We start from the raw sequence: 12,649 nt of genomic DNA on the forward strand, positions 1-12,649 counted from the left end.
CTTCGTTTCCCAAGAATTGCGGGCAGCAGAAGACCCAGAGTTTGAAACTTTCTATACCAAAAACATTTTGCTGAACGAGGGTATCCGCGCTTGGATGGCTCCTCAAGATCAGCCTCACAAACAATTTGTATTCCCTGAGGAGGTTCTACCTCGTGGTAACGCTCTCTAATAGACCGACTGTATTAGGCGGTGGACGTGATCAAGAATCCACAGGTTTTGCTTGGTGGTCTGGTAACGCTCGTTTAATCAACCTATCTGGTAAACTACTGGGCGCTCACGTTGCCCATGCTGGTTTGATTGTATTCTGGGCCGGAGCGATGACTTTATTTGAAGTCGCTCACTTCATTCCTGAAAAGCCGATGTACGAACAGGGTTTAATCCTGCTTCCTCACATCGCCACCCTGGGATGGGGCGTTGGTCCTGGTGGTGAAGTTATCGACACCTTCCCCTACTTTGTTGTTGGTGTACTTCACCTCATTTCTTCAGCTGTCTTGGGTTTTGGCGGTATTTATCATGCTGTTCGTGGACCAGAAACCTTAGAAGAGTATTCCTCCTTCTTTGGTTATGACTGGAAAGACAAAAACAAGATGACCAACATCATCGGCTTCCACCTGATAATTCTCGGATGTGGGGCGCTGCTGTTGGTGCTCAAAGCGATGTTCTTTGGCGGTGTGTATGATACCTGGGCACCTGGTGGTGGTGATGTTCGTGTTATTACTAACCCAACACTCAACCCCGCTGTGATCTTTGGTTATTTGATCAAGTCTCCTTTTGGTGGCGACGGCTGGATTGTCAGCGTCAATAACATGGAAGATGTCATTGGTGGTCACATCTGGATTGCCTTTATCTGTATTTCTGGTGGTATTTGGCATATCCTCACCAAGCCTTTTGCTTGGGCGCGTCGTGCGTTCATTTGGTCTGGCGAAGCTTACCTTTCCTACAGCTTGGGCGCTCTTTCCTTAATGGGATTCATCGCCTCCACAATGGTTTGGTATAACAACACTGTTTACCCCAGCGAATTCTTTGGTCCGACTGCTTCTGAAGCTTCTCAAGCTCAAGCTTTGACCTTCTTAATTCGTGACCAACGCTTAGGTGCTAACGTCGGTTCTGCACAAGGACCCACAGGTCTGGGTAAATATTTGATGCGCTCTCCCACTGGTGAAATTATCTTCGGTGGTGAAACCATGCGCTTCTGGGATTTCCAAGGCCCTTGGTTAGAGCCTCTACGTGGTCCTAACGGTCTTGACCTGGATAAAATCAAGAATGATATTCAGCCTTGGCAAGCACGTCGTGCTGCTGAATACATGACCCACGCGCCTTTGGGTTCTCTGAACTCCGTAGGTGGTGTTGCTACGGAAATTAACTCCTTCAATTACGTATCTCCACGTGCTTGGTTAGCAACATCTCACTATGTATTAGGTTTCTTCTTCCTCATTGGTCACCTATGGCACGCTGGTCGCGCCCGCGCTGGTGCTGGTGGCTTTGAAAAGGGAATTAACCGCGAAACTGAGCCAGTTATGTTCATGAATGACATTGACTAGGTTATAGGTTTTGTTTCATCAGTGACAATCACTTTTTTACTTGCCCTTGTTTAATAACAAGGGCTTTTTTTCGTCCCCAGAATATGAGAGAATTGAACTAATTGCATCATCAAGAAGTCATTATGAGCAATACAAATTTTAGCGATGCTTTGCGCTGGACATTAGAAGCGCAGCAAAAATTGCAGAATATTCCCTTTTTTGCCCGTTCCCAAGCTAGAGCTAGTATTGAGCACTTGGCACGTCAAGCAGATAAAAAGGTGGTCACAGCCGATTTAGTGGAACAGGCTAGGCTGGAATTTGGACAGTAGTCATGCTCCCATAACTAGTTCAGGGAGAAACTTTTGGTTTGAGAACACCAGGAATTGCTTCTATGACTCTGTTAGCAATTTCTTCAGGTGTGGCTTCTTCTCTTAGGGTGATTTTGAGGTCAGCTTGGGAGTAAAGTGGTTTTCGTTCTTCGAGAAGCGATCGCAATTTGCCCTTGGGATCGGCATCTTCTAACAATGGTCTTGTAGTATCCTCTGCTATGCGTGTGTACAGTAATTCTACTGGTACGTCTAGCCATACAACTAAACCATGGCGGAGGTAACTCCAGTTTTTTTGTCGTAATACGATGCCTCCACCTGTTGCTATAGTCAAATGGGTATAAGCACAAACTTGTGCCAGTACATCGCTTTCTAACTGGCGAAATGCTGCTTCACCTTCTTGGGCAAACACCTGATTAATGGATCTTCCTACTGATTTAGTAATGACATCATCAGTGTCTAAAAACCTATAACCCAGATGCTGTGCTAGTAATTTTCCTACCGTGGTTTTACCTGCGCCCATCATGCCAATTAAATACAGGTTGACTCCTTGCAATAAGCTGCTCACCAGTTATTTGACTCCATTTAAAGATATATTTGTCTATACAACTTCTCTAAATTTACCTAAGTAGATTTAGCGTTTACTTCTTGCTTGACTCTGGAGAAGTGCCAGTAGGTACAGTTTCTCTATATTGAGGAAAGCAACCAAACCATTTACCACTGCGGTATACAAGTTCTGTACCATACTCGCTCTGATCATGGTTTAGTATCTGCCTGGTCAGAGCTAGCGCCCAATTGTACCCACTAGTTAAAAGCTTATTTACGCGAGGAGTCATCTTCATCCTCTAAATCATCATCTTCAAAAAACTTCCAGTCGTCATCATCAGCTTGATCCTCATCTTGATTAGTAGTCGGTTGTTGTAATGGTGGTCTGATTACCCGGTAATCAGCATCGTAAATGGATTCAGTTTTTCCCACGGCGGTATTTTTTGGCTCACGATAGTTATAAGAGTAAACAGAACCAGATTTAGAACTGCTTTGAGGTTCTTGTTGGCGTTCGTAGGTGGTTTGAGGACTAGAATTCCGGGGTTCTGGTGGTGCGCTGTCAAAGTCCCAATCATCAGTTCTGCTGTCATTTGTATCCCAATCGTCAAACGTGTTACTGGTGGCTGACTCTGTTTTACCGGTTGCGCCGGTCGCTCTAGAAGGCTTGCTGAAAGGTTCCTCCCTAAATGCCGCTTTACCGCGGGGTGAAGTGGCCGTTGATTTAAATGGTCTTTGGCGTTCTTCTTCTTGCCCCCCAAAATCAATTGGTATGTTCAGGAGGATAGTAATCAGGAGCGATGTAAAAACACCAGCAGCAGTACTAAAAACAATCCACATTGCCAGTGGTAACGGTAGAGTTCGCGTACCCAAAAATACTAGTGGGAGAACAGGGGACCAATTTTGAACTAACAATAGTGTAAGTATTCCTAGTACTGCTACTAAAAGAATTAAGCGAATTACAGCCATATAAAAGGCAAAAGTCAAAGTTACGAAATCAACTAAAGACAAAATTGATTAAATTTTACCTTTACTTACTTCCTTGCCACCTCTGAATGGGAATGCAATCAATATCTAGTTGATCTAAACCACGAGCAACTACAAAATCCACTAAGTCATCAATGGTTTGAGGATTGTGATACCAAGCCGGAATGGCTGGTACGACCCTGACTCCTGTTTCTGCCAAACTTGTTAAGTTTCGTAGGTGAATGAGGCTGAATGGTGTTTCTCGGGGGACTATGACTAGCTTTCGGCCTTCTTTAATCTGGACATCGGCAGCCCGTTCTAGTAGGTCAGAACTTAAGCCAACTGCTAGCTTTGCTACTGTACTCATGCTGCATGGCATGATGATCATCCCCAAGGTGCGAAAAGAACCACTGGCGATTCCGGCGCCCACATCACCCCAAGGATGACAGCGTAGTTTGCCCCCAACGGCTACTCCAGCTTGTTCTCGCCAGAATTGTTCTTGTGCTGATGGTTCAGCCGGCATTCGAGTTTCCTGTTCGCTGCTCCAAACCATGTAAGTTGATTTAGAAGCAACTAGTTCAATCTCATAATCTGCAGCCAGCAGATATTTGAGGGCACGAACGGCGTAGATGAGACCAGAAGCACCAGATATGCCTAATATAAGTGGTTTAGAGTTTGTGGACACGGCGGCTTGAATAAAGTTTATTAATCGTCTGCATAAGTATCTAAGTTACTGGGTAAGTAGATATCTGATGTGTCGTTTTGACTAGCATTAACATCAAAACCTTGAGATACAAGATCATTGCTGACAGTTACTAAATCAATTTGCTGACGATAGTAATCGACACTTTTAACTTGCACAGCTACGCGATCGCCTAGTCTGTAAGAAGCTCGATTTTTGCGCCCAAATAGTGCCTGTTGTCTGGCGCGGTATTCATACCAATCATCTTTGAGGGAACTGACATGTACCAGTCCTTCCACTCGTAAAGGTACGCTGATATCTTCTTCTGATATAGATTCAGCGCCTGGGACTTCAATTTCCACAAAGAACCCATAAGATTGCACCCCAGTAATTACACCTTGGAATACCTGACCGATGCGCTGTTTCATCAGTTGGGCTTTTTGCAGTCCGGCTAAATCGGCTTCGGCTTCTTGGACTTGTTTTTCTCGGTCGTTAATCTGGATAATTACCCGATTCAGGTCGCTTTGCAGTTCCTGTTGCAATTCTGGCGGTAACACGTTCCAGTTAATTTCATTGTGAGAAGAGGAGTGGCGCAGGTTAACTCGCTCTTTCACCCGGGTGTTGCGGCGATCACGTCCATACTCTAGCAGCATATGATACACTCTTTGCATGAGCAAATCTGGGTATCGTCGCAGGGGAGAAGTACAGTGAGTATATTGTGGTAGTGATAAACCAAAGTGGAATCCTTTAGTGGTGCTATAGGCAGATGGCTTGAGTGTGTCTTGTAAGAGATAGGTCAGAACTTGCTCCGATGGGGATTCGGCAAAAGCCCTAGTTAAGTGCTGATAATCTAAAGGTTGGATATCTACGTCTGCTTCTAATGCTAGTTCTACGCCTAAATTGATGGCTAATTTCAGCATTTCCTGAACATCTTCTGTATCAGGTACGCCTTGGACTCGCCAAATGGCGGGGATGCCTAAAGCACTCAGATGTTGAGCCATGAGTTCATTAACCAATAGCACAAACTCGGTCAAGAGCGAGCGCACTGGTAAATCATTCACCAATACCGCTCCTAAGATCCCCTCATCTGCATAGGGGTTTTGGTTAGGTGGTAGATTCAACTGTAAACTACCACGACTTAACCGTCTTAGTTTCACAGCCTTGCGTAGAGTTTCCAACCCTTGCAGAATCTCAATCACCTTTAGTGGTTGACCTTGAAATTCACCGGTCAGAATAGCTTCTGCTTGTTCCCCACTCACTGCCGTATCTACATTGATAACGCTAGGTTGAATTTCCCACTCCAAAACCTCTCCAGACCTGGGGTCAATAGCAATTAAGAAAGACAGCGCCAGCCGGTCGCTTAGTGGTACTAACGAACAGAGATCTGCCACTGATTCCGGTAACATAGGCAGCAATAAGTCGCCCAGGTAAACTGACCTCCCCCGCTTCGCGCATTCTCTATCTAAGGGTTCATCAGGGTGGACATAATGGGAAACATCAGCAATATGAAAACCTAGCAGCCAATGTCCCTCCGCTGTTTTCTCCAAACTGAAAGCATTTTCCCTAAATTTTGCATCACAATTTACACCCGCAATAGTCAGAGTAAATAAATTGCGTAAATCTAGTTTGTCTTTCAGGTCTGCCTTCAGGAGCCTTCTGGGCAACTTAGCAGCTGCGTCTATCACAATCTCCGGGAAATTACGTGATAGATCATGCTTACAAGTGACCAAATCTATATCAGCAGCAGCCTCGGCATCGCTACCCAGGATTTGTACCACTCGACCCAAAGGGGGATATTGTGCCAAGGGATAACGCAAAACCTCCACATGAGCCAGGTGGTCAATAGCTTCTTCTAACTTCATGCTGTTTGTTTGGATTTTGAGTTCAAACAACAACCGATCATCTAAGGGTACAGCACGGAAACCGTTGTCTACTGCCTTAATTCGCGCTAGTAAAGTATGGTTAGACCGTTCTAGGATCAGCTTCACTTCTCCTTCTGGAGAACGACGACGACTACCTTCTTTGAGGACTCTTACCAAAACGCGATCGCCATTCCAAGCATTACTCAGATGACTTTCGCGAATATAAATATCCTCAGAGCCTTCCACATCTTGAATGGCAAAGCAAAAGCCCTTACTAGAACAACGGAGCTTGGCCTCAATTACGCCTTCTTCTGCCACCCGGCGATATTTGCCGCGTTCTTTCACCAGAATTCCGATTTTTTCGAGAACTTCCAAGGCAATGTGAAGTTTTTGTAAACTAATTTCATCCTCACAACCCAGTTTCTTTTCCAAAACTTTACGAGCTACCAATTTATCATCAGTGAAATTGGCAAGGAGTGTAGCGATAGAAAATTCCATGCAGTGAACCGACCTTTGGTCAAAACATCATTTTTCATTTAATCTGGCCCTTTCCTGTATACCTTCTCCCAAGGGGAGACGCTGCGCGAATACGGCTTACAGGGGCGCTTTGCTGCTACGCAAAACTCAAAAGAACCTTTGCTATGCTGACTTTTCAGGTCATGAGTAAAGATTATCGTATAACCTCACCCCCCAATCCCCTTTCCCTACCTCTTCTACCTAACCCTTTTCTACAAGGAGAAGGGGGAAATTTTAAACTATCTCTCCTGGGAGCAGAGAGGTTTGGAGAGGGGTTTTTCAGTTTCCAAAAAAAAGTCAGTTTTATTTGTAGCTTTCTCCCCATGGGGGGACGCTGCGCGTCAAGCCCGGGGGCATGATAGACAACGACTTCTTATCAGATCGTCGGTCATTTCTGCCTAACCGCACGCTTATAGGAAACGAAGGGTTCCGTAAGGCAGGGTTAGGAGTTTCACCCTTACGGTCAGCCACTTTATATCTACAATAGCTTGCGCGGCGTAGCCATACCTCGCACTATAAAATCATCTGGTGAGTTCGTCTGGATAGAGCAGCCCCTACAACTAGACTTGAATACAGTACACTTGATTGGAATTGAGCAACTCTAGGTAATTACGGAATGAGTTTTACTCATAGGCTGGTTTAAGACAACTCACTCACGGTGACCACAAGTGCTACCGGGTAAAACCACAAGTGTTTGATTGTCTAGATTTCAGGTGCTTTCAAACCATGTTCTCCTGATGTGTAAGTAGAATAAACTGGCCGTAAACCTGATTTTCCTACATATAGAATCGGTAACAATCACTTAAGCAGCTTGAAGCAACTGCTGGGAACCTTATCTCCATTATTGTAGATTTAATGCGTACTTATAGGAAATAATTCCAAGTATAGAATTGGGTAAACAGTATAGCATGTCAATCACCCCCATGCTCAAGAGATGCCATTGCCTCTGACAGTGCGCCCATCGCAATCGGCTAAAATTGGGACAGAACTGATTTCTGATTCCTGAATTCTGAGTCAAGTAAAAACTTTTAATTTGTGCTTTTTTTTTGGGAGTATTATCCTGAAAAGCATTTAAGTGGGCAAAGTTGAATATGTCGGATGAATAATCAATCGTTAAAATTCTAGAATTTTTAGTTAATACTCAGAAATATTCAGCCTCAATGAATCAGAACAGAGGAAAAAGTAGCACATTGAGATTGGTGGCAGTATTATGTTGATGTTGGCTCAATTCCATAGGTTATATCCCAACGGCAGTATTATTACTGAATTAGTGCAAATTTTCCAAGGGAAATATATTGTCCGGGCTAGCGTGCAAATTGAAAATCTCACCCGTGCTACTGCTATGGCGGGGGCAGAAACCGTAGAAGCAGCAGAAGACCAAGCCCGAACTAGAGCATTAATGGTTTTGGGTATAAATAATTCTGCACAGGTAACGGTAGAATGCACTCAGCCAGTAGCATCACCAATGGAGTCAAATCCTACTTGGAACAACACTAGGGTGAAATTGAACCACCCCAATGAGAGTAACTATTCCCCGGTGATAGATGAAGACTATAGCAGTAGCCAGTGGTCAGCACCCAATGATATTCAAAGAACTCTACCGCAGGTCAATAAACAGATTATCCCATCCGATTCAGTAACAGTGAGCACGGATAGTGCTGATAATGTCCATACATACAGCCCCGATTTTTATCCAAATGCTTCAGTAAATGACAACCCACCACTAGAATTATATAACTCAGTGGAAGATGATCAGACAATCACTGATCATCAGCCAAAACATCAGAGATTTGCGGGTAATGTTACACCATTTACACCCCGCAGTTCTAACCTCCAAGACCATGGGACTGATCACACAGGAGCAGGTAAACAAAAGAACACCAGTGAACCAGTTGATTTGTCTGATGTGATTGCCAAAACAGATGTGGAACTTCAGCGTCTAGGTTGGACACCAGAACAGGGAAGAGACCATTTAATTCAAGCCTACGGTAAGCGGTCTCGCACTTTACTCACAGCAGAAGAATTACACGGATTTCTCAAACATCTGGAGTCTCAACCAGACCCGGTAGCGGGATTTTAATCCGGGATGGGGGATTTGGGGCTTGCGTCCTGATCCCCAAGTCTACAGCTACTGATTGAGAACAGCAACTGGACGGCTACCAGCAGCGTGACGGTCAATAACCTCATCAATCAATCCATATTCCTTAGCTTCCTCTGGGGACATAAAGAAGTCCCGTTCGGTATCTTCAGCAATACGCTCAATTGGTTGACCAGTATGTTCAGCTAAATATTCATTAAGTCGTTGCTTGTGGTATAATATCTCACGTGCCTGAATTTCAATATCAGTCGCCTGCCCCTGAGCGCCACCCAAGGGTTGATGAATCATAATCCGAGAATGGGGTAGACTCATTCGCTTACCCTTAGCACCTGCACTGAGTAGAAAAGCGCCCATACTTGCCGCCAGTCCAGTACAAATGGTACAAACATCGGGACGAATGTGCTTCATAGTGTCAAAAATTCCCATACCAGCCATTACCGAACCACCAGGAGAATTAATATACAAATAAATATCCTTCTCCGAGTCTTCAGCGTCCAAGAATAGCAATTGGGCAACAATCAAATTTGCAATCTCGTTATCAACCTGTTGTCCCAAAAATATGATCCGCTCACGCAAGAGTCGTGAGTAGATATCAAAGGCGCGTTCGCCCCGACCGGATTGTTCAACAACGATAGGAATCATGCAGCGTGCTTGTAGTATCTTAATTTTACATCTATCTTATCGGGTTGACACTCTTCCTGCCTACCGAGGGTGGGCTGACATTGGGCGAAGCCAAACAGGTAGGGCGCGAAGACATTTTTTATTGGAGTTCTACCAGAATCTATCGCCCTGGTTTTCTTCTTTGACTGGAAGTTGTGGGATCAATATGTGGCGAGTGCAGTGAATGGCTGATGGCTAGTTTTGTCCCAAATTTTGCTGATTGTTCCTCTAATTGAGAGATGAAAAAAATCCTCCTGGACACTTTTTATAGAGGATAAACGTCTATGTCTGTATCTCCATGTGGTCATGGAGGAAAAAATTTAAAAATCAACAGGTGATGTCTCAGACAAGACTTTGCTTTTCCACATCAGCTGTGGATCTAGAATTAAACCTGGATATGGCGAGTGTAAAAGTAAATTTATTTGAACTATTGGTAATATTTCCAACATTTCTTAGGTTTTGGTTGATCAATTATGCAATTAATCCGGTCAAGTCCGCTAAACCAATAGTAAAGCGTATTTACAGAAGTCGCTGCTACTTGAACTCCTATCAACAATAAGAATAAGGATAACTGCCATGCCTGAAAAACTTGTGCAAGCCGCCATAATTACCTTTTTACTCCACCTAATAGCAGGACTAAGCACTAATCATCGAATTCAAACTAGGGTAACTTCATCAATAGCCGAAACGCGAGTTACAATTGTCAGCTTTCTACTGCGCTCTTTCAAATAAATAACCAGCCGCTCCCATGAGCATATAGTCCTGCACTTGAGGCATAAGTCCCTGGTTGAGTTTTTTGTTCATCGATAGAGTTTGTAGGCTAAAACTCCACAGGAACAGGGTAAACTGAGTAGGGCAAATATTGGCTTATGAGTTATGACTAATCGCCTTGCTGTGGAAACGCCCTATGGTCGTGCCGGATTTCTGCAAGTATTGCAAGCCTTGCGCCACTACTGCGATACAGAAAAAGAAGATTTAAGCCAACGTAAAGCACTAATTATTGAGTCTCTGCTTACCTCTGCGGTGTTGCAAGATGGAGCCAGAAATCAAGTTCAGGAAAATGAATTACTTCGCTAAAGTTGGGAAATTAGCACAGCCGTAATTACTCGGAATCAATCATGTAATAGGTTCCCGATGATCCCCTATGCAGAATTAGCATTACGAGGGACTCGCTTCTCCGATAGGGAAGAAAAATCGCGGTATGATGGCAAACAAGTTTGTACTCAAAGGGAACTAGATTTAGCCTTGGGGGGTAGATAAGAACATCAGCAACAATATTTGTTATCTTTTTAATAGTAATTTTGGCATGATTACTGTATGATGATATGTAGCTTTTTTCAGTCTTAAAACCTTGTATAGATAATAGCGAGTAGCGCCGTCATGGTTCCCTTGTGGAATTTTGCCTTGTGTGTTTACTCGCATTTTTCATAGGTTTTAGTGTGGTAAAAAATTTTTACTCGTATTTAGGAGTTTAGTCACCACTGAAAACTTTTGATCATAGGTGGGTAGACATCATAATAATCATGAGTTTTTGAGTGAATTATTCCGGTAATTTGAAACATTACCAGTTAGACTGCGGAAATAAAGTAACCCCACAGTTGTCAAAAATAAAACGTAACCAATCCCCTGTACTAAGTAGAGATGGTCTCTGTAACCAAGTAAAGATTTGAGAATAATGCCGGGAAATTGTTTATCTGGCAATATTTGTTCAGTATTCCACACCATGGGACCCAAAACGCAAGAGTGGATGTTCCTGAAGTGATCGTAATAGAAACAGATATTATCGGAGGTGCTACCACTCAAAGCGAGGTTAGCAAAACCTTGATCAAAATGCTTCAAGGCAGAAACCACTAAACCGGCAACAATCAATACCAATAAAACACCCATCACTTGGAAGAACTGGCGCAGATTGATTTTGACACCCCACTTAAATAGTAACACTCCAATAGCAGCTGCCCCTACTAAACCAGCAATTGCACCGAAGACCGGTACAAATCCCTGTTGAAAATTAGCAGCAATAAATAGAACAGTTTCAAAACCTTCACGGACAACAGCAACTAAAATTAAACTAAAAACGCCCCACCCGGCATTTGAGTTGTGTGTGAGCGCTTCTGTGACTGCTCCTTCAACTTGGGCTTTCATAAACCTGGCTTGTTTAGTCATCCAGATGAGCATCCAGCTGAGCATAGCGATGGCAAGGACAGTAAGCAAAGACTTCAGCATCGGCTCAATCACCGAGGTATACTGAGGGTTTACTGTTCCCAGTGTTTGAATTAACCAAGTAAATAACACACCCATCAAAGCACTAATGACAATGCCAACAGCCACACCAGCATATACCCAAGGATTGAGTCGCGATTGGTTGGCTTTTTGAAGTAAAGCTAGGACAATGCCAACAACGAGGGCAGCTTCTACTCCTTCTCGGAGTGTAATCACAAAACTAGGTAGAGCGGTAGTGATATTCATAATTTGGGGAATAGGGAATAGGGAATAGGGAATAGGGAATAGAGAGTAAGGAAAAATTCCAATACCCCCAATACCCCCAATACCCAGTCCTTAACTTTTAGCTGAAATCCCGGAGCATTTTTTTCAATTCGAGACTATGCATCTCTTCTTGCCCAATCATGCCACGAGCAAATTCTTCTAGATAAATGCTAGCATTACTGACAGTGCCTAAGAGAGTTTTATACAAATCCAGTGCTTTGTTTTCATGGAATAAACTTTCCGCCAAAATATTCTTGACTGTATGCTCGTAAGTCTCTTCCATGGGGGCGATTTTTAGAGAGGGATGCCCATCTAAACCCGTGAGAATTTCTCCTACCTGTTGGGCGTGAAGTAGAGATTCACTGGCCTGGGCTTTGAAAAAATTGACAATGGGTATGCGATTAGGTCCGGTGACCATCAGGGAATAATGGGTGTAGCGGACTACTCCGGCTAGTTCAAATTCCATGATAGCGTTCAGTATGTCGATAGTCTTTTGTTTGTCAAGCTCTTGCATCGGTTGTTAGTTAGATTTAGGAATGGGAGTTATCAGTATGGAGTTAGGAGGTATAGTTTATTGGTTTAGAGTCTTAGACATTAACTATGGCCTCACTTCCCATTTATTTTAAACTCCCGTGTGTGTGACACCAATTAAGTAAATGCGATCGCATGGCGGGAATACTCAATTTTTTCATAATTCTTAAGATAATTTCTCAACAGCTATTACTTTTTTGGTAAAATTTGACAGTATTTTTACTGCTAACATTTAATAATTCATTACATATTCCAGCTTGTTCATAACCATAAATGTTTACTTTTCATCAGTATGCTAATAAACCACTCAAATAGGATGACTATAGGACTTACGCATTGACAGAATAACAAAATAGTGCATTGATAAATAAGGGTCGTCTAGTAATGGGTATGGGAGAATGAGAGAAATTACTAAACCCTCGACAGCACAATGCAATCTAGACATCTACACCTTATTTTTG

Annotated in this window: 12 protein-coding genes and 2 pseudogenes; 6 read left to right on the forward strand and 8 right to left on the reverse strand. The window is 43.3% G+C overall.

Going from position 1 to position 12,649, the window contains the following annotated elements; genetic code table 11:
• From NWP21_RS03450 to NWP21_RS03460, 3 genes and pseudogenes are all read left to right on the forward strand, one after another.
• Nucleotides 1-169: pseudogene (locus tag NWP21_RS03450) on the forward strand (photosystem II D2 protein (photosystem q(a) protein)); the annotation flags it as partial.
• Nucleotides 153-1,541, forward strand: coding sequence for a photosystem II reaction center protein CP43 (gene psbC / locus NWP21_RS03455; protein WP_200988592.1), 1,389 nt, complete (start codon nt 153-155; stop codon nt 1,539-1,541). The pseudogene NWP21_RS03450 and the gene psbC, both read left to right, overlap by 17 nt.
• Before the next feature lie 122 nt (nt 1,542-1,663).
• Nucleotides 1,664-1,849, forward strand: coding sequence for a PCP reductase family protein (locus NWP21_RS03460; RefSeq protein ID WP_280791622.1), 186 nt, complete (start codon nt 1,664-1,666; stop codon nt 1,847-1,849).
• Nucleotides 1,850-1,868: 19 nt separating this feature from the next.
• Here the strand turns inward: NWP21_RS03460 and NWP21_RS03465 are convergent, their stop codons facing one another.
• From NWP21_RS03465 to NWP21_RS03485, 5 genes are all read right to left on the reverse strand, one after another.
• On the reverse strand, nt 1,869-2,414 hold the full coding sequence (locus NWP21_RS03465) for a shikimate kinase (protein WP_280791623.1): 546 nt from the start codon (nt 2,412-2,414) through the stop codon (nt 1,869-1,871).
• A gap of 73 nt (nt 2,415-2,487) precedes the next feature.
• Nucleotides 2,488-2,682, reverse strand: a complete 195-nt coding sequence (locus NWP21_RS03470; protein ID WP_280791624.1) for a hypothetical protein — start codon at nt 2,680-2,682, stop codon at nt 2,488-2,490.
• Nucleotides 2,663-3,358, reverse strand: coding sequence for a LapA family protein (locus NWP21_RS03475; protein WP_280791627.1), 696 nt, complete (start codon nt 3,356-3,358; stop codon nt 2,663-2,665). The genes NWP21_RS03470 and NWP21_RS03475 overlap by 20 nt, the downstream gene beginning before the upstream one ends.
• 61 nt (nt 3,359-3,419) lie before the next feature.
• On the reverse strand, nt 3,420-4,040 hold the full coding sequence (locus NWP21_RS03480; RefSeq protein WP_271731214.1) for a flavin prenyltransferase UbiX: 621 nt from the start codon (nt 4,038-4,040) through the stop codon (nt 3,420-3,422).
• A gap of 20 nt (nt 4,041-4,060) precedes the next feature.
• Nucleotides 4,061-6,397, reverse strand: coding sequence for a ribonuclease R family protein (locus NWP21_RS03485; protein WP_271731216.1), 2,337 nt, complete (start codon nt 6,395-6,397; stop codon nt 4,061-4,063).
• Between the two features lie 1,234 nt (nt 6,398-7,631).
• Between NWP21_RS03485 and NWP21_RS03490 the strand changes: the two genes are divergently transcribed.
• On the forward strand, nt 7,632-8,495 hold the full coding sequence (locus NWP21_RS03490) for a hypothetical protein (RefSeq protein WP_280791625.1): 864 nt from the start codon (nt 7,632-7,634) through the stop codon (nt 8,493-8,495).
• Between the two features lie 48 nt (nt 8,496-8,543).
• Here the strand turns inward: NWP21_RS03490 and clpP are convergent, their stop codons facing one another.
• On the reverse strand, nt 8,544-9,155 hold the full coding sequence (clpP, locus tag NWP21_RS03495; protein WP_271731218.1) for an ATP-dependent Clp endopeptidase proteolytic subunit ClpP: 612 nt from the start codon (nt 9,153-9,155) through the stop codon (nt 8,544-8,546).
• Between the two features lie 594 nt (nt 9,156-9,749).
• Between clpP and NWP21_RS03500 the strand changes: the two genes are divergently transcribed.
• The gene (locus tag NWP21_RS03500) at nt 9,750-9,905 is read left to right on the forward strand and encodes a hypothetical protein (RefSeq protein WP_271731220.1); all 156 of its coding nucleotides are present in this window, start codon (nt 9,750-9,752) and stop codon (nt 9,903-9,905) included.
• 162 nt (nt 9,906-10,067) lie between these two features.
• Nucleotides 10,068-10,430, forward strand: a pseudogene (locus NWP21_RS03505) (thioredoxin domain-containing protein); the annotation flags it as partial.
• 264 nt (nt 10,431-10,694) lie between these two features.
• On the opposite strand, the gene NWP21_RS03510 reads toward NWP21_RS03505, so the two are convergent.
• On the reverse strand, nt 10,695-11,639 hold the full coding sequence (locus NWP21_RS03510) for an FTR1 family iron permease (protein WP_280791626.1): 945 nt from the start codon (nt 11,637-11,639) through the stop codon (nt 10,695-10,697).
• A gap of 97 nt (nt 11,640-11,736) precedes the next feature.
• Nucleotides 11,737-12,171, reverse strand: a complete 435-nt coding sequence (locus NWP21_RS03515) for a ferritin-like domain-containing protein (RefSeq protein ID WP_271731223.1) — start codon at nt 12,169-12,171, stop codon at nt 11,737-11,739.
• Nucleotides 12,172-12,649: the final 478 nt, after the last annotated feature.

Origin of the sequence: Anabaenopsis sp. FSS-46, assembly GCF_029891665.1 — a bacterium.
GTDB lineage: Bacteria > Cyanobacteriota > Cyanobacteriia > Cyanobacteriales > Nostocaceae > Anabaenopsis > Anabaenopsis arnoldii.

Excerpts from the sequence above, each read along its gene's own strand:
- NWP21_RS03475 (WP_280791627.1), bottom strand. The coding sequence starts at position 3,358 with ATGGCTGTAATTCGCTTAATTCTTTTAGTAGCAGTACTAGGAATACTT.
- NWP21_RS03510 (WP_280791626.1), bottom strand. The coding sequence starts at position 11,639 with ATGAATATCACTACCGCTCTACCTAGTTTTGTGATTACACTCCGAGAA.
- NWP21_RS03470 (WP_280791624.1), bottom strand. The coding sequence starts at position 2,682 with ATGACTCCTCGCGTAAATAAGCTTTTAACTAGTGGGTACAATTGGGCG.
- clpP (WP_271731218.1), bottom strand. The coding sequence starts at position 9,155 with ATGATTCCTATCGTTGTTGAACAATCCGGTCGGGGCGAACGCGCCTTT.
- NWP21_RS03500 (WP_271731220.1), top strand. The coding sequence starts at position 9,750 with ATGCCTGAAAAACTTGTGCAAGCCGCCATAATTACCTTTTTACTCCAC.
- NWP21_RS03490 (WP_280791625.1), top strand. The coding sequence starts at position 7,632 with ATGTTGGCTCAATTCCATAGGTTATATCCCAACGGCAGTATTATTACT.
- NWP21_RS03460 (WP_280791622.1), top strand. The coding sequence starts at position 1,664 with ATGAGCAATACAAATTTTAGCGATGCTTTGCGCTGGACATTAGAAGCG.
- NWP21_RS03485 (WP_271731216.1), bottom strand. The coding sequence starts at position 6,397 with ATGGAATTTTCTATCGCTACACTCCTTGCCAATTTCACTGATGATAAA.
- NWP21_RS03515 (WP_271731223.1), bottom strand. The coding sequence starts at position 12,171 with ATGCAAGAGCTTGACAAACAAAAGACTATCGACATACTGAACGCTATC.